Source organism: Planococcus sp. TJ-307, assembly GCF_058268435.1.
In genome coordinates this window covers 22,436-38,835 of sequence record NZ_JBZDOJ010000008.1, presented here as the reverse complement: position 1 = coordinate 38,835, position 16,400 = coordinate 22,436, and the positions used below count along the sequence as shown (strand labels likewise).

Here is a 16,400-nt window from a genome sequence, read left to right as displayed (position 1 = left end):
GAAAATTGCAAGTACTTTCTAAAATATCTTTAATCACATCTTCAAATTCAGTATTTTTAATAAAAATATTACGACTCAGCGAAAAAAAGAAGCACATGCTTGAGCTTCTCTCCTGCGATAACCTATAGATATGTAATCCTATATCCTTTTGAAATTTGTTTCTTAAAACCTTGAGAACATTCTTTTAAATATATTTTTTTACAAAATTGGTTTTATAGGATTTTTTGATAAACTCTATGGGATTAGGATTTAGAATGTAACTTAGTTTTGTTTGTGTTACATTCATTCTCTACTCCTCAAACCGGATTAAAGAATATAAAAAGTTCTTGAAGTCTGGTAATATCTAATATTTTTGTAGTAAAGTTATTCAACTGATGAACTTTATCTATCCTTTACGTCATGTATTGTGGGACAACTATTAAAATCTGTTCTAATCTCTGTAAGAAATCAAGAAAGGCGGTTCTTTGTGAAACCAATCAACGAAAAAGACGGAATTATGTATGCAATTATTTCCTACATCATGTGGGGATTAACTCCAATTTATTGGAAACTACTTCAACACGTATCGCCTGGAGAAATCCTAGCTCAGCGGATTTTTTGGTCTTTTATTTTCATGCTTGTTCTCCTATTTTTTTTAAAGAAGCTCGAACTATACCTTCAGTTTGTAAAAGAAATTATTCAGAAGCCCAAATTATTCTGGTCTTTGTTTATAGCTTCTATTTTAATTAGTTCAAACTGGGGCATTTTTATGTGGGCGGTTATCAATGGAAGAATTTTAGAAGCCAGTCTGGGACAATATATCAATCCCATCACCAGTATGTTAATTGGTGTTATTGCACTAAAAGAAAAACTTAGAGGACAACAGATTGTCGCATTTGTATTGGCCGGAATCGGAGTACTGATCATTACGCTGCACTACGGCGTGGTTCCATGGATTTCATTGAGCCTAGCACTTACCTTTGGCTTTTATGGCCTCTTTAAAAAAATTATTAAAGCAGATTCTACGATTGGCCTGACGCTAGAGACGATGGCAATTGCTCCCCTCGCCGCTATCTACTTGACGTATCTTTTTTTTCAACCCGATTTCCAATTTTTCGATTCTGCTTCTACAACTATATTACTTATAGGAAGTGGCATTATTACAGCTCTTCCACTTTTATTATTTACTAAAAGTGCCCAAAAAATATCACTATCGATGTTGGGCATTCTGCAATACATCTCCCCAACCTTGTCTCTGTTCACTGGCGTCTTTCTTTACCAAGAAGCTCTGAGCACAGCCCATTTCATCTCGTTTATTTTTATTTGGTCAGCTCTTGTTATTTATACCTATTCTTCTATAACTGTTCAGAAAAAAAAGTATAAAGCAAAGACTTTGTGATCTAAGAACCTATTGAGTTTTATAACGATTCATAATAATGGATGTGAATGTAACTTGATTCACAATTAGCTACATTCACTAGCCTAATAAATAATGCTAGAATCGAAACTATCTTGCACCATTGTTTTTCTCATAAAAATCTCTATAGGCAATTGCTAAAAGACTAAACATAAATATCAAGCTCAAAAAAATTCTCGCATTAAGTTCATCAGTCCCAAAAGTTTTATCAAGCAAGATGCTGATAGATAAAGCACACATGCTGATGACACCAAAAAAGAATAAATAATGGTTTGTGTGATGAAAAATACTCTTGCTTCACTTCAATTACTAAATAAACGATTATATATCATACCAAAATAACCCAATACTCCCTGACTTTTGATAATGATGGATTAGAGCCAAAAAAGCATTAGTAAAAGGACAGTTCTGCGAACTAAAGGTCGAAAAATGAAATTATTATTCCTTTTTAATATGATAGTGTATATAAATAAAAAGAATTTCTACTACTACTTAAATTATTCAATTCTTCTTTTGCAGACTACGTTTTATAAATATTGAAATTTAGTAGTCATTAAATTGCTGTGAAAACATTAGAAGTTTTACCAAATTTACATGATCTCTTACCTTACACCTCTTAAGAAATAGAAGAGTTGTTACGAAATTTGAGGACGGAGAACAAGAAATCTCTATTCCGGCATGAAGAGTCGCTGTGCACCATTTAGCTGCTCTACCTGCATTAAATATTTGCTACTTTTAAACGAAGATGAAAGAAGGAAGTGATATAGGTGAACGAAGCAATTCTGCTAGTGGAAGATGATCACCACATTCATGAGATGGTTTCAACTCATATGAAAAGAGAGGGATACACTGTTACATCAGCTTTTGATGGAGGCGAAGCAATGTCCCTATTCTCAAAAGGGAATTACGATTTAGTCATTTTGGATTTGATGTTGCCAACTTCAAACGGATTGGATGTTTTGCAAATGATTCGAAATGAAAGTACGCTGCCCATTTTAATTATGTCTGCAAAAGGAAGTGACTTGGACAAAGCACTGGGACTGGGCTTTGGAGCGGATGACTATATTGCTAAACCTTTTTCTTTAATCGAAATGACAGCCCGTGTGAGAGCTGCCTTGCGCCGGTCAAAACAATATAGTCAAAAAACTCTAAATCAGTCAGAACAGGTTGTTAAAATAGGCGACATAGAAATTAACTTAGCAAATTTTTCTGTGATGAAAAAGGGAAAAGAATTAAATCTGACAGCTAAGGAATTCCAGATTCTCTGCCTGCTTGCGACAAATCCAAACCGCGTCTTTACAAAAGGCCAATTATTTGAGAATGTCTGGAAAGAAGCTTATTACGGAGATGACAATATCATTAATGTTCACATCCGACGCCTAAGAGGAAAAATTGAAGAAGATTCGTCTTCACCAAACTACATAAAAACCATTTGGGGTATTGGCTACAAGATCGAGGTAGAAAAATGATATATGTGTGTATAACTCTCCTTCTGCTGTTGATATTTGTCAGTTATCGCTATTATAAAATCCAAAAAACAATCGAAGTAGATCTTCCATATATTTCAGACAAACTAGACAAAATCATTGAAAATCAAACGACCGAAAGGCTCCTAGTAATGACCGAAGAAAAGCCCTTAAGGGAATTGCTAGTCAGCATTAACTCATTATTAGACTATCATCAGGAATATATGGCTGACGGTACACGGTTACGGATGTCCATGAATCGGATGCTCTCCAATGTTTCCCATGATTTGAAAACACCGTTGACTGTGGTGTTGGGATATATCGAGATAATTCAGCACGATAGACGCTACACATCCGCAGAACGGGAAGAACTGCTGGCAAAGGTAAATACAAAAGTAATCGAAGTTGGAAATCTTATCAGTAAATTCTTTGATTTAGCCAAGCTGGAATCAAATGATTGGCCTATCGAAATGCAAAAAATCAATATAAACGAAGTATGCCGTGAAACTATCCTTGGCTATTACGATATTTTAAGCTCTAAAGGTTTTGAAGTAGCTGTTGATATACCAGAAGAAGCAATTTTTATTCATGCTGATAGGCAAGCTATAAAGCGTGTTCTGGAAAATCTACTGTCCAATGCAATCCGGTACGGCAAAGAAGGAAAAGTGTTAGGTCTTGCACTGCAGCAAGAGGAAAATCAAGTCATCATTGATGTTTGGGACCGTGGCAACGGTATTAGCGAAAAAAATTATCATCAAATTTTTGAACGCCTCTACACTTTAGAAGATGCGCGAAGTTCTTCGACTGAAGGCAGCGGGTTGGGGTTAACCATCGCTAAAAGACTAGTGGAACGAATGAAAGGAAGCATCAACTTTACGAGTATTCCTTTTAAAAAGACCGTGTTTACCGTTAAATTTAAAAGCTGGGAAAACGTAAGGAATTCGTAAGGATTTAGTAAGTGAAACGACAGAACCTTTTGGTAAAGTGATTCTAAGAAGCAAGAGAGGAGAATTCAGTATGACTCATATTCTTAGAACGCATCAGCTGAACAAGACTTATAATGGCGAAGCAGTAGTTTCTGGAGTGGACATGAACATCAAATACGGAGAAATTTATGGATTTTTAGGCCCGAATGGTGCAGGAAAAACAACTATTATGAAGATGATCACTAATTTAGTGCGACCTTCAGGCGGGGAAATAGAGGTATTCGGAGAAAAAGTACACGATACTTCTTATGAATTGTTAAAAAGAATGGGAAGCATTATCGAATATCCAGTCTTTTTCGAAAAACTTACAGCAAGAAAAAACTTGGAACTTCATTGTGAATACATGGGCTATTACGATAAACAAGCAATTACAGAGACCCTAGCACTTGTTAATTTGGTAAATGTAGAAAATAAGCCTGTTAGAGACTTTTCACTTGGGATGAAGCAACGGCTTGGTCTTGCGCGTGCAGTTATAACAAAACCTGAAATCCTCATTTTGGATGAACCAGTCAACGGACTGGATCCTGTAGGAATGCATGAACTTCGTGATTTATTTGTGAAACTCAGCCGACAATACGGTATTACGCTACTCATCTCGAGTCACAATCTTTCAGAAATTGAACAGATTGCAGATACAATCGGTGTTATCCGTAAAGGAAAACTAATTAAAGAAGCTCCGATGGAGGAAATACGCAATGCTCATACCAATCACATAGAGTTGGTAGTAAAAGATTATTCCAGAGCAGCCTTCGTGTTGGAGAATAAATTGAACGTGCGAAACTTTCGAGTCAGAGAAGATAAAAATATCATTAACATTTATGATGATTTTTCACAGAATGATATCATTCAAATAATGACTCAAAATCAAGTAGCAATCGAGTCTATTATTTATAAAAAGCAGCCTCTTGAAGATTATTTCCTACAACTCATAGGGGGAGATGGTCCTAATGTTGAATTTAATTAAACTGGAATTAAAAAGGATGAACTTGAAAAGTGTAGCTTTGAGTTTTGTACTTATTAATGCGGCGATTATAGGTATGTTGATGTTACTAAGCATTGAACCGGAAGCAGCCTCTGAATTTTTAGCCAACGCAGATGACATCCGTGTATTAATTGAACTGTTTGCAATTGCAGCCTTTGTCATCTATGCTTCGGTCCTTTTGTCTCAACTAATTATTGAAGAATTCAAGAATAAGACCATTTCATTTCTATTCCTATATCCAATCAGCCGAAAGAAATTGCTCATGGCCAAGTTAATCATTGTCAGTGTCCTCACTTTTTTTTTCGTCTTCGCTTCAGTATTGATTGTCTACTACAGCTTTTCAGTTTTTAATAGCGTGTACACATTTACCTCTGTCAACTTAGGAGGTACATTGTCTCTGAGTTACATCGTTCACTTAGTGGTTTTAGCCATTGCATGTGCTGGACTTTCACTGATTCCGTTATTTTTTGGGATGAGGAAGTACTCAGTTCCGGCTACCATTATTTCAGCTATTGCCATAGTCGCCCTGCTGTCGTCTTCAGTGGATGCGAGCGATACCAATCTTTTTTCAATTACCGCAGTTCCTTTATTTCTGGGAATTCTCGGATTTTTCATTGCCAATTTAGTAGTAGGAAGAGCAGTAAAAAAAGATTTTTGATCAGTTGGGTAATAGAGACCGATTGCAATAGCTAAGACAAATATTTCTTAAAAAAGGCAATTCTTAGAGAATTAAGTGTGGGTACTTAATTCGACAAGAATGCCTTTTCAACTTTATTTTAACAATGTAAATCACTAGCTCTTTACATATATTTATGTTTTTGAATTGATATTCCTTAAAATCCCATTAAAAAATATAAGTAAGAGAAAAAGAGCTTCTAGTGAACTCGTGAAATGTAAACTTAATATTTCAATGTTTAGTTCCAAAATTATTTGATGTTCCATTTAAAATCATTAATTCTCCGTCGGATACTTTTAGCTTTTAATTTTAACTATCTGTATCAGAGACAGGTTTCTTCGTTCTTTGCTGCAGTAGAAATAATGTTAAGCCGATCAGAACGAATCCGATACCCAAGCCTTGCTGCAAAGTAATAAACTCACCCAAAATGAAATAAGCAAGCAGGCACGTTCCAATGATTTCCCCTAATATAGCCATTGAAATAATTGAAGTACTTAACCATTTCAACAGATAATTGAAAACGGTTTGCCCTAAAATTGTGGCAATAAACGCTAATCCGATAAAGGACCACCAGGTATTCGCAGAATAAGTGAAGAAAGGAGTTTGCTGACTGAAGGCAAAAATCCCTAAAAATACGGCACTGCTCCCATACCCAATAACCGCATAGGGGACAAGAGACAGACTTTTCCGAACATGCTGGCCAATGAAGAAGTAGGCAGTGATGATGCCAGCTGCGATAAATGCCAGTATATCGCCAAATAAGGCTAGACCACTGATTTGAAAATCCTGCCAGCCAATGATAATACTTCCGGCAAGCGCGACGAGAATGCCTGTTATAGCTCCTGTGCTGAAGCGCTCTTTGAATAGAAAATAGCCCCCAACCACTGAAAAGAGGGGCTGCAAGGTAACAATAACCGTCGAGCTTGCTACAGAGGTATAATTTAAGGATTCAAACCACAATACATAATGGGCTGCCAAAAATACGCCTGATAACAAGCCGAATCCCCATTGTTTTTTTGAGAGCAAGCGTAATTCTTGCCGGTTCTTTTTACTACCTAATAGGAAGGGCAAAAGCATTGCTGCTGCAAAGAGCATCCGGTAAAATGCGGTGATTTCTGCAGGTGCACCTGCCAACTTTACAAAAATGGCTGAAGTCGATAATGCAAATACACCCAAGAATAAAGCCATGTAAGCAATAAATGGTGATTTCAATGCTGGTTCCCCCTAAATGTCTGTTTACAATAATGAAATAAATCTACTATACTGTACAGATGTAAGTATAAAATACTTCTTTGGTAGATGGGAGTTTAATTCTCTGTGTTTAGTAAGTCAGCACAGAATGAAGGAATCAGACATTATGTTAGAAAGGAGTTATTCGATGAACAATCATCGCCTCGGGCAAACCGTGTTAAATTATCGGAAAAAAAATGGCATGACCATTCGTGAGTTCGCCGAGTCTGCAGGCATCAGCACCTCACTTATTAGTCAAATTGAACGAGGACAGGCAAATCCCTCGTTAAGTGTGCTTACACTGATTGCGCAAACTTTGAATGTCCCCCTCTTCACCCTCTTCATCAATGAAATTGATATGGATTCGCTTATATCCAGAAAACAGGACCGAAAGAATGTATATCGTGAGAATAGTGATCATATTGTCTACGATGTGTTGACACCCGACTTCATGAAAGCTCCTATTGAACTTTTAATAATGGATTTAAAGGCACAGGCAAGCACGACGGAAAGTCATTATTCACACGACAACCAAGAAGAAATTGCGGTCGTCATGAAAGGCAAAGCGTATGTCGAACTAGAAGGCACCGAATACTTTTTAAATGAAGGAGACGTGGTTCGCATTCCGCCAAATGTGAAACACCGTTTTTTGAACAAGAGTGATGAATCGAATCATATTTTATTTGTCCTAACTTCATCATTAGTGTAGATAGTGCCTCCCCATGTAAGTAGTAAAAGAAAAAGTAACTTGAAGTGGTTTCATAATAATCAACTTTCTCAACTTCATCATAAAAAGGCATGAACAGGTTCTCACTTGTTCATGCCTTTTTATTGCCTATTACTTTTAGAAAACCGTTCGTAAAAGTACAGTTTTACAGACGACGTGAGAGAAAAAGTGTACCAACTTCTATTTTTGTTAGTCTGATTTTATTTACAAAATTTTAGAATTCGATAGGATGCAATACAGTTTATGGCCTTCTACTAGAAAATGAATTAGTGATTTCATATAGTTAGCAATTTTAAATATAGATTTCAAGAAAACTTTGTTAAAACCAATTAATGTAAAAAATGGTATAATAGCTATTGTTCAATGAATACTTCAACTGGATAAAGGAGATATGCAATGTCTTATCAAGATACCAGTAATGGCACATCTATTATCTTAGCCGATTCAAATCGATTACTTGGAGAAGGATTAAAATTAATTCTAAATGAGGTAGAAAACAACTTTTCTGTCTCGTATCAAGAAGATAGCTTGAAGGATCTTAAGAAAATACTTGACCAAAATCAATCCGTTATTGTTTTAGCCGAATTATTTGATGGGGATACAAAGCGAAGTCATGAACTGAAAGAATTTCTCTCTGAATTTTCAGGTGCTGAAGTGATAGTCTACTCAGTGTCCACTGAAAAAGAAGATGTTTTAGAAGCTTTTAGGAGTGGGGCGGTCGGTTACTTGTCAAAAAGAGCCGATATTACAGTCGTTGTTGAAGCTTTAACAGCTGTTTCTAAAGGGTATTATTATATAGACCCTTATATTACACATTTTTTACTACAAGAATTTCATTTGTTAAGTCAAAACAGTCATGATACCGAACTTTTTTCGGTACAAATGAGTTCTTCTATTCCTCCTTCTCTTACAAAAAAAGAAATGGAAGTAACTCGGCTAGTGTCTCAGGGCAAGAGTAATAAACTGATTGGAAAATCTCTTAGGATTAGTGAAAAAACAGTCAAAAATCATATTTCTCATATTCTTACTAAACTGGAATTGAATGATCGAACTCAGTTAGCGGTAAGAGCCATTAAAAATGGATGGGTACTTTTATGAGGAAGTTCAACAAACTTTCTCAGTCCTTAACGGCAGTTAATTGGGTTTGGTAGAATTTTCTTTTACAAGTTTTTGCTTGCAGAAACCTTCTGATAGAGTGCGTGAATATCGACATTCTGCCGTTACCATTCGGGATTACTTTGAATCGGCATATCAAAAGTCTCCTCCATTTCGTTCATCAAGTTAATAAGCATTATTTTTTTTCGATTCTCGGGGTAATTGCCCTGCACGATCACTTCGTAGCGCTTAGTGTAGTAATTTAACATCGTTTTGCACTCTCCCTAAAGTGACTATAAGTCACAAGTAGTTTGGAAACTTCTTGTGTTTGTAAATCCCTCAACTTCTTAACCTGAAATTATATCTTAGTACTAAATATACCAAGTAGAAGAGAAATAGCTAATTTTGGAAAAAAGCATGTTTTTAAAGTTCTCCTCCAATACAAAAACTGATATGTAAAGTTGAAAAATTTTAAAAATAGTGTTTACATCTAACTCTAAGTCACTCCTTTTCTTTAAAAGGAAATATATTGTGAAGAAGCAATCGTCTTGTCTATAAATATAAAGCAGCGAAGATCAAGTCTAGCTCGCCTTTTTCAAAAGCCAGAACGCGTATCTCTCTGCATCGGGAATAATTTTAAGCATCAACGTTTAAGTCCCTATGCTTTCTCTCTACTATTCAGGATTTCAGGTAAATGTTGCATACTCATCTTTTTTGTAGTCAGTAAGCACCCATGACCCTGTCCCTCCCGATTCTGCAATTCCTTTGGAAGTACCTCAGTCTTCCGGAAAACCAGATTCAGCCAAAAAGCGAACCGGACGAGCAATAGCTAAATTCTGAAGTGCTGGATAGTAAGGCTCCGTTAGGATCATCTTGAATGTCAACTCGTCGATAGCTTCTATTTTTTTATTTTGATTAAACCTTGAAAAAAAAGGGTAAAACTAAGAATAAATAAACAAGTTCAGTCCAAAAGGACCTCAACGTCAGAAAAGAGCGCGATGGTTATGACCTATGATCACATTAAAAGTTTGCTTCAGCATTCGTTAAATTTCAATACCTCTTCCATCAGTCACTCTTTCTCGATTGGCGAGGAGAACCGATTGACGGTCCGGTGCATCCCCAGTACCTTCATCCTCGAAGTTACATCCAGTAAGGATCAGCAGGTCAATCATTACCTATCGATTGATCAAGCCGCTGAAGCCCTTTATCAAAAAATCAATGCGTATTGAGTGAACTGACCTGCTTGAGCAAGTATTTTTGTTTGATCGTTTCAACTAACTAGACTCATGGTTTTCTACGATACTATTTGAAACCTGTTTCTTGGGAATGAGTGTGCAACACACCCTCCCTCAATCTTTCACAAAAAATAGGTGAAAGATTAGGGAAAAGAGATGCAAAAAACACAGCTAGAGGTGCACCCTTGGCTGTGTTTTTTGTATTCAAGCATAATTCACAACACCAGTAACTTCTTCAAATGGAGTTGGCTTACTGTCTCTCCATTTCAAATAGCCGGTTCAGCTATTAGCAGTAAAGACCAACTTCAACGATTAGGGAACGTCGCTGCTTTGTGCTATACTAAGTACCTATAAAACAACTGGATTCTACCCGACTTTTCTTAGTCACTTTCCAAGATTGGAAAGGAGCTGCCGTATGAATTCTAGCAGCATTAAGAGCTTCCTCGAAACGATGTGTCAAAACAACACAGCCAGCATTAAGCAGGTATTTGCAACCGAGGAAGGGCCGAGTTTAACCGTTCGTTGTGTACATGGAACAAATACATTTGAGCTCATCCATTCAGAGAAGCAAGAAGTCCTCCATATCGAATCGGCTGATCAAGCAACAGTATATATTATGACGTTCATCACTTCCTATGAGTTGAGTAAAAACTTCTGATTTTTCAGGAGTTTTTTTATTTCGATTAAATCCAACGAAACAGGGTAAAATAAACATATAAAACAAGTTTGCCTAAAAAGGACCCCAACGTCAGAAAAGAGCGCAACGGTTATGACCTATGGTCACATTAAAAGTTTGCTGCAGCATTCGTGGAATTTTAATACCTCTTCAATCAGCCACTCTTTCTCGATCGGGAAAGAGAACCAGTTGACGGTCCGATGTATAACCGGTACCTACATCCTTGAAGTGACATCCAGTACGGATCAGCAAATTGATTATTACACGTCGATCGATCAAGCAGCTGAGGATCTTTATAAAAAAATCAATGCTCGTTAAACCAACTGACTTCCTTGAAAAGAGAGTCAGTTGGCTGGCTGTTCTCATATATTCAATTTCTGAATTACAGTCAAATCATGAAAACACAGACTAAAGTAAACCTTTGGCTGTGTTTTTTTCTGCACTTAAGGGCAATCAGTTGTTGGAAAGTGAATGTAACTTAATTGCTAATAAGTTACATTCAAAAACTGATTAAGGTTCTTTAAAACCATAGATGGCTACAAAAGTAAGGAATAGATATACGGCTAGACCACAAGCATTAAACGAAACTAAATAGAGTCTTACATTGCCTTTAAGCCCGAGTAATCCTAGAATGATCCCTGCTACACCGAAAATTAGCGGCAAATAGAAGTTTATCTCCATGATAAATACTAAAAGGTCAAAGCTTCCTGGAGAAGAAGGAAGTGCAAACGGTAAAATCATTAAAGCAAAACAAATTGCTGAAAGAATCGAGTAGATTTTTTTAAGCAAAATATCCCTCCTTCTGATTTACATCCTGTCTATATCTGAATGTAACTTAATTCACATTAAGTTACATTTAAACCAACCGCTTTAATTCATTTTAGGTCTTTTTAATATATACCTTGGCGCAGGTCCAAATCCTTGCTCAGCTTCAAAATAAGCTAACTCACCGGGAACGCATGAAATGATTGAAGGAAAGCCAAAACCGACAGCCTGTTCCAAAGCTTCTTGCAGCGGCAGTTCTTTTCCATCTATCTTTTCATTGTAAGATAGGGAGTAGCATTTTTTTTCAGCTCCGTTTTTTATAAGCAGCTCGTAAATGTCTTGTGGATCGGAGTTAGGCGGTGGAATTTCAATCATGTATTTCCCTTTTAACATCCTCTGATATTCATGACAAAGCCGATTCAAAGCATGATCTCTTTTCTTTGAAGAAAACAATTCGTAAAGCACTCTTTCTTGAACGTTTTTTTCGAAGAAAGATTTCACAATCAATTCTTCCATTTCCTTCTTCATTTTGTCTCCCTCTATTCTCTTTTTTTGTTAGGCCTTTCCTAATTCAAGCTCTTCTGAATGTAATTTAATGGCAGTTCAGTTACATTCAAAACTAATAAAAATTTCTAAAATTCCACTTTCTTGAAAAAGTGAAACTTTATTGGAAATTGATTGGTATAGTAATTATAGCTAATTAAACACTCAAGGAGGCAATTTCATGTATGTCATTGAACCATCGTTCTGGTTAAAATTACTTCTCTTACTCGCCGTTTATTTTTTATTAATGACTTTATTTAATACCATTTCGAGGCGTTTGTTAGGAGTCGAAAAACCAAAAGCGTTCTCACATAACCATGTTAATGATCTACATAAGAAAATTGATTGGGGTATCAGGATTCTTTTTATGGTCTTTATCGTAATCGGTAGCTTTATCAACGCAGTAAGACTTCCTCGTGAACCCTATTTACTACTGCAGCCTTGGTTTTTTTTATTTGTACTTATATCTATGACTGAAATTGTAAGAGCGATTATGGAACGAAAATATGCGAAGAACCCCAATGCCTATATTTATACGGTTGGCCAATTGGTTTTTATACTTGTATTTCTTATGTCGCTCTTTGCGACTGACTTTTTTGGTATTTTCTGACCTGATTGTTTACCTGTTTTTGAATGGAACTTACTTGCTATTAAGTTATATTCACATAGATAAATTAAGACTGGTACTTCTGTTGGGAATCGCCGTTTGTTATTCTTACTACCAGTTACGAAATTATCCTGTTTATAGGGGTGGATGAAATGCCAGAATTTCCAGAGGAACTAGACTTTTTAACGTTATTTGAATGTGAACCAAGCATGTTGGACAACTCGAAAGATTCTCCGTTTTACTACAGCCAAGCAACCTATCGTTTTTCAAATGGGGATGATGACTTCATCATTGAACTTTCTCCTTCGTATGGAGAAGTAAAAATCCAAGTCATCAAATCCGATTCGAACCGATTGGTTTCACTGATCGATTTAAAAAGAGTCCAGAAGTTTGAAATAACAGCAGATACAAAAGAACGCGCAAGCATACTTCTAACGATAATAAATGAAGACAGCCAACAAACAATTGAAATTGATTTCAAGCCTTACTTTAAACAGATTTTCAAAGAACATCTAAGCAGATAAGACAAGTTTCTATTCAATCAAATTCGAGTGAATTAATAATCAAAATGGAGATTAATCATATTTAGGCTTTCTAGATGGATAACACAATCTTCCATTGCTTTAGAGGCTAACAATTCATCAGGTAACTTCACCCATTTAGAGGCAATTTGGCTCAAAAATTTTTGTAATTGGTTTTCAGATAGATCATCTGTTTTTAATTCAATTTTATACATCTCGTCTATTTTCCAATAATCTTCAATTTTAACGATGGAAGCATTTATATTAAGGTTCTTGGTTAATTCTACAAAGGAAGCTGAGAATTTTGCTGCCTTTTCTTCGTTAGAAGCCTCAACGAATAAGGTAATTAACATATTTATCTCCTTTCAACTTCTCTATTCTACTTAGTTACGCTTTGTGAGATTTTGATTCTTTGATGTTCGAAATAAAGATAAGCGGAGAGATAATCAGTCCAGTCAAAAGAATCCAAGTAAGTAGCCAGTTATCCCCCCACGAAGTGAGTAGATAAACTAAACTAAAAAATGCAATGATTAGCGAACTATACTTTTCTAAAAATTTTACATAAGACCCGAACAAATTAACCAACTCCTCGTCAAAATATTTTTATAAACTGTCTTTATATGTACATGTAAGTCAAATTCTTCTTTTATATATAATACCAAAATAACCCAATATTCCCTGGCTTTTTATGATGATAGATTATAGTCAAAAAACTGTTCGTAAAAGTAAACTGTTACAGACACCAAGAGAGAAGAAGCCCTTTAATCAGCCTCTTCTCTCTTCGAATTCAAGCACTTTCTTATAAGTAGGGGTATTTAGATTTTCCCTTTTAGTTTATTGACTGCCTTTAAAATCTCTTTCCTATTTTTAGCACTCTTCATCCACTTAGGCAATCGGCTTTCAATACTCATATAATAAGTCTCGGACGGTCGAATGTTTTTTTCAAGATATGTTTCAACATAAATTAAATTGCTCTCGTTCAAGAACCATAATTGATGCCCACAACATGAAACCTGAAGATACAGAGGGAGGCCAAAATACCAATCAGCTTCTGGATTTTGTTCAAATAAGTTAAATTCATATTCATAATGATTTGATCGTTTTCTTGGATGCATATCTTTTGAGAAGCCACAAGTTTTACAAGCCACCCTCATGGGCTCATGTCCTTCTACTATAATTGACTCATCAATATCTAGCGCATTTTTAGGAGTAAACACTCTGGCACAGTTCTCGCACTTTGGACACTGGACCAAAAAAAGATCTGCGAAACTAAGCAACATTAGATTTCCCAACTTATCTTCCATCTGTACACCTCTATTCTTTAGTTCTGCTGCTAATCTGAATGTAACTTACTTGATATTAAGTTACATTCACACTGAGAAAAAATTTCAAATACGTTTAGCTTACTGGCGCAGCAACTTCTCCAAGTCGCGATAATTAACTTCAGTGATAAAGACGCCCGATACCATTTCATTGATGTACCGGATAATATCCAATTCATCATGGCCGTTCTCTTCACCTTCTATGTAGACAAACTTCACATTGGCTAAGCCTTTTTTAATCAATGTCTTCCCCAGATCTTTTCGTCCATATCCCATATAATGCTCCCCTAAATCTGTGTAGTTCCTAACAATATAGGGGTAATATTCGATTGACCGTTTTAATAAGAATTCGTACTTGTCCTTGTCCTTACCACGATAGTGATCGGCAAGCAGAAGCGAAATGACGGATGCCATTTCCGGGTCCGCCACGCTTTGTACTTCTTCGGCTTGATCCGCCAGTTCGTCGTCCAGTTCTCCTTGGAACCACGGGGTGAAAGACAGAATTAGGATAAAGAAAAGCAAATTTTTTTGGTGGTAATACAAAGCACCCCGGGCAAAGTCAGCTGCCTGTTCATAATCCTCATGTGGAGCTAACGCTTCCAGCATGATCAATCTATTCCATCCCTCGACATCATAGGGATTCTGCTCGACGTAGTCGATCAATAGCCTTTCAGCTGTATCCATTTTCCCTTCAATCACCAATGTGGTGATCTTTTTTTGTAATTCCTCATCAACCATATTCTCACACCACTTCTCGGACGATTATTTACATGCTAGAGTTACCAATAAACTTCAGAAGTGAATGTAACTTACTTGCTATTAAGTTACATTCAAAAATAAACACTTAATAAATACCCACTAGAAAGAATTGCAACTATTCCAGCTGTGATGCCTAGTGGAAACCTCGTTTTCTTGGAGACGGATTGGAAATTTTCATAACTCTGAGAAGAAGTACTCGCAGCCAGAAAAATAATAATAAAGACGATGCAAGATCGAATAACATCTGATGAATTAAATTCTTGAAGTGATTTACGAAAATTGTCTTCAGCATAAAAAAAACCTAGAAGTACAATTAGGGTTTTAAAGAAATAGAATGAGAATAAATGTACATATTTTATATTACCCAAAGAATAAAGACTCCTTTCATAAAGTGCCTACTGTTCAACAATTGAATGTGACTTAATTCACAATAAGTTACATTCGGATCCCTCGTTCTCTATTGCTTTCAAAGCGTATTATTTTTCTTTCTTTTTCGCATCTTCATCTTCTTGCCAAAAAGCTGGCCCCGTTACATCCGACAACCAAAACAAAACATCTTGTTCATGATTCTCGGGCTTTAAGTTGCTAATGGGCCCGGGATTAAAGGTGTAGTCCCCTTGTTGAATTTTTTCTTCCCTCACGTAGTCTTTGAAATGGTAAGCTCCATATCCTTGTACCGTATTTGTTCCTTCTGGTTGAGGAGATTCTTCTCTAATCGACGTATGGACCTCTGCTAAATAGCTAAAGAACCTGGACAGTGAAAGGTATCCTTCCGAATTTCCGACAAATGAAACGCCAACTTCATCGATTTTGATTTCCATTTTCGCTTTTTTTGAAAAATATGGATCAAAATCGTAAAATATCTCTTTCTCTTTTTTCATTTTCTTCTTTTTTTTCGCCATTTTATTTACGCTCCTCGATTGTTTTTCATAGGTTGTGAATGTAACTTAACTGCACCTAAGTTACATTCAAGTGTGCTAAAAACCTAATGATTTCCATAAAGTTTTTGAGTTTCTAACTCTACAAAGAATTAGCTTTTTTCTTAGTAATTATCTCTTCGTATTCTGCCCAACCAATATAGACAATCCCCATCAGTAAAGACAAGAAGCCCATTATACTCAATGGGTTTCCGATGTAGGAAAGCATAGCTTTAAACAACTCTTCATCCCACGAGACAACGTTACTCCCAAATATAGCTGCAGCCATATACTTTGAAGAAAATAATAATGCTGCAATTGCAATAAAACTAATTCCAGTTTCCCTTTTGTTCATTCCAAATACCTCCTCTTCTCCTAATTTTTAGTATATCAATTATCGAGGATGGCAGGTTGGAACTTTTAATTCTACGGAAAATACTTTAGAGTAGATTATAGGGAATATTTGTAAGTATAGATTTTAAAGGGGAAATATACGA

At 36.1% G+C, this 16,400-nt stretch carries 21 protein-coding genes; 12 read left to right on the top strand and 9 right to left on the bottom strand.

Going from position 1 to position 16,400, the window contains the following annotated elements; all coding sequences use genetic code 11:
* Positions 1 to 466 precede the first annotated feature (466 nt).
* The 5 genes from rarD to AC4EHK_RS18110 all read left to right on the top strand — a co-directional run bounded on the left by rarD (position 467) and on the right by AC4EHK_RS18110 (position 5,488).
* On the top strand, positions 467 to 1,378 hold the full coding sequence (rarD, locus tag AC4EHK_RS18130; RefSeq protein WP_490980135.1) for an EamA family transporter RarD: 912 nt from the start codon (positions 467 to 469) through the stop codon (positions 1,376 to 1,378).
* A 785-nt stretch (positions 1,379 to 2,163) separates the two neighbouring features.
* Entirely contained in the window at positions 2,164 to 2,865 is a 702-nt protein-coding gene (locus tag AC4EHK_RS18125) for a response regulator transcription factor (RefSeq protein ID WP_490980134.1), read from the top strand.
* A complete protein-coding gene (locus tag AC4EHK_RS18120) occupies positions 2,862 to 3,809 on the top strand; it encodes a sensor histidine kinase (RefSeq protein ID WP_490980133.1) in 948 nt (315 codons plus the stop codon). The genes AC4EHK_RS18125 and AC4EHK_RS18120 overlap by 4 nt, the downstream gene beginning before the upstream one ends.
* Positions 3,810 to 3,879: 70 nt before the next feature.
* Complete coding sequence (locus AC4EHK_RS18115; protein WP_490980132.1) at positions 3,880 to 4,812, top strand: ABC transporter ATP-binding protein; 933 nt, start codon at positions 3,880 to 3,882, stop codon at positions 4,810 to 4,812.
* Entirely contained in the window at positions 4,796 to 5,488 is a 693-nt protein-coding gene (locus AC4EHK_RS18110) for an ABC transporter permease (RefSeq protein WP_490980131.1), read from the top strand. Before AC4EHK_RS18115 ends, AC4EHK_RS18110 begins: the two co-directional genes overlap by 17 nt.
* A 327-nt stretch (positions 5,489 to 5,815) precedes the next feature.
* Here the strand turns inward: AC4EHK_RS18110 and AC4EHK_RS18105 are convergent, their stop codons facing one another.
* Positions 5,816 to 6,718, bottom strand: a complete 903-nt coding sequence (locus tag AC4EHK_RS18105; RefSeq protein WP_490980130.1) for a DMT family transporter — start codon at positions 6,716 to 6,718, stop codon at positions 5,816 to 5,818.
* Positions 6,719 to 6,884: 166 nt separating this feature from the next.
* On the opposite strand from AC4EHK_RS18105, the gene AC4EHK_RS18100 reads away from it, so the two are divergent.
* Positions 6,885 to 7,445, top strand: a complete 561-nt coding sequence (locus tag AC4EHK_RS18100) for a helix-turn-helix domain-containing protein (RefSeq protein WP_490980129.1) — start codon at positions 6,885 to 6,887, stop codon at positions 7,443 to 7,445.
* 414 nt (positions 7,446 to 7,859) lie between these two features.
* Positions 7,860 to 8,561 carry a LuxR C-terminal-related transcriptional regulator gene (locus tag AC4EHK_RS18095; protein ID WP_490980128.1) on the top strand — a complete coding sequence of 234 codons (702 nt, stop codon included), beginning with the start codon at positions 7,860 to 7,862 and terminating at the stop codon, positions 8,559 to 8,561.
* 122 nt (positions 8,562 to 8,683) lie between these two features.
* Here the strand turns inward: AC4EHK_RS18095 and AC4EHK_RS18090 are convergent, their stop codons facing one another.
* Entirely contained in the window at positions 8,684 to 8,827 is a 144-nt protein-coding gene (locus tag AC4EHK_RS18090) for a hypothetical protein (RefSeq protein ID WP_490980127.1), read from the bottom strand.
* Between the two features lie 735 nt (positions 8,828 to 9,562).
* Between AC4EHK_RS18090 and AC4EHK_RS18085 the strand changes: the two genes are divergently transcribed.
* The 3 genes from AC4EHK_RS18085 to AC4EHK_RS18075 all read left to right on the top strand — a co-directional run bounded on the left by AC4EHK_RS18085 (position 9,563) and on the right by AC4EHK_RS18075 (position 10,787).
* Positions 9,563 to 9,787: a hypothetical protein gene (locus tag AC4EHK_RS18085; RefSeq protein WP_490980126.1), complete on the top strand. Its 225-nt coding sequence runs from the start codon at positions 9,563 to 9,565 to the stop codon at positions 9,785 to 9,787.
* A 421-nt stretch (positions 9,788 to 10,208) separates the two neighbouring features.
* Positions 10,209 to 10,451 carry a hypothetical protein gene (locus AC4EHK_RS18080; RefSeq protein WP_490980125.1) on the top strand — a complete coding sequence of 81 codons (243 nt, stop codon included), beginning with the start codon at positions 10,209 to 10,211 and terminating at the stop codon, positions 10,449 to 10,451.
* Positions 10,452 to 10,562: 111 nt separating this feature from the next.
* Positions 10,563 to 10,787 (top strand): hypothetical protein, encoded by a 225-nt coding sequence (locus AC4EHK_RS18075; RefSeq protein WP_490980124.1) that lies wholly within the window; start codon positions 10,563 to 10,565, stop codon positions 10,785 to 10,787.
* Between the two features lie 192 nt (positions 10,788 to 10,979).
* Here the strand turns inward: AC4EHK_RS18075 and AC4EHK_RS18070 are convergent, their stop codons facing one another.
* Together AC4EHK_RS18070 and AC4EHK_RS18065 are read right to left on the bottom strand one after the other, a co-directional pair.
* The gene (locus AC4EHK_RS18070) at positions 10,980 to 11,258 is read right to left on the bottom strand and encodes a hypothetical protein (RefSeq protein WP_490980123.1); all 279 of its coding nucleotides are present in this window, start codon (positions 11,256 to 11,258) and stop codon (positions 10,980 to 10,982) included.
* An 81-nt stretch (positions 11,259 to 11,339) separates the two neighbouring features.
* The gene (locus tag AC4EHK_RS18065) at positions 11,340 to 11,762 is read right to left on the bottom strand and encodes a hypothetical protein (RefSeq protein ID WP_490980122.1); all 423 of its coding nucleotides are present in this window, start codon (positions 11,760 to 11,762) and stop codon (positions 11,340 to 11,342) included.
* 196 nt (positions 11,763 to 11,958) lie between these two features.
* On the opposite strand from AC4EHK_RS18065, the gene AC4EHK_RS18060 reads away from it, so the two are divergent.
* Complete coding sequence (locus AC4EHK_RS18060) at positions 11,959 to 12,387, top strand: DUF4181 domain-containing protein (RefSeq protein ID WP_490980121.1); 429 nt, start codon at positions 11,959 to 11,961, stop codon at positions 12,385 to 12,387.
* A 149-nt stretch (positions 12,388 to 12,536) separates the two neighbouring features.
* On the top strand, positions 12,537 to 12,908 hold the full coding sequence (locus AC4EHK_RS18055) for a hypothetical protein (protein WP_490980120.1): 372 nt from the start codon (positions 12,537 to 12,539) through the stop codon (positions 12,906 to 12,908).
* A 32-nt stretch (positions 12,909 to 12,940) separates the two neighbouring features.
* On the opposite strand, the gene AC4EHK_RS18050 is transcribed toward AC4EHK_RS18055, so the two are convergent.
* The 5 genes from AC4EHK_RS18050 to AC4EHK_RS18030 form a co-directional block, all read right to left on the bottom strand.
* Positions 12,941 to 13,258, bottom strand: a complete 318-nt coding sequence (locus AC4EHK_RS18050) for a hypothetical protein (protein WP_490980119.1) — start codon at positions 13,256 to 13,258, stop codon at positions 12,941 to 12,943.
* A gap of 462 nt (positions 13,259 to 13,720) precedes the next feature.
* Complete coding sequence (locus AC4EHK_RS18045; protein WP_490980118.1) at positions 13,721 to 14,209, bottom strand: hypothetical protein; 489 nt, start codon at positions 14,207 to 14,209, stop codon at positions 13,721 to 13,723.
* Between the two features lie 99 nt (positions 14,210 to 14,308).
* Entirely contained in the window at positions 14,309 to 14,965 is a 657-nt protein-coding gene (locus tag AC4EHK_RS18040; protein WP_490980117.1) for a tetratricopeptide repeat protein, read from the bottom strand.
* A gap of 497 nt (positions 14,966 to 15,462) precedes the next feature.
* Positions 15,463 to 15,888, bottom strand: a complete 426-nt coding sequence (locus AC4EHK_RS18035) for a hypothetical protein (RefSeq protein WP_490980116.1) — start codon at positions 15,886 to 15,888, stop codon at positions 15,463 to 15,465.
* Between the two features lie 118 nt (positions 15,889 to 16,006).
* Positions 16,007 to 16,258, bottom strand: a complete 252-nt coding sequence (locus AC4EHK_RS18030; protein WP_490980115.1) for a hypothetical protein — start codon at positions 16,256 to 16,258, stop codon at positions 16,007 to 16,009.
* Between the last annotated feature and the right edge of the window lie 142 nt (positions 16,259 to 16,400).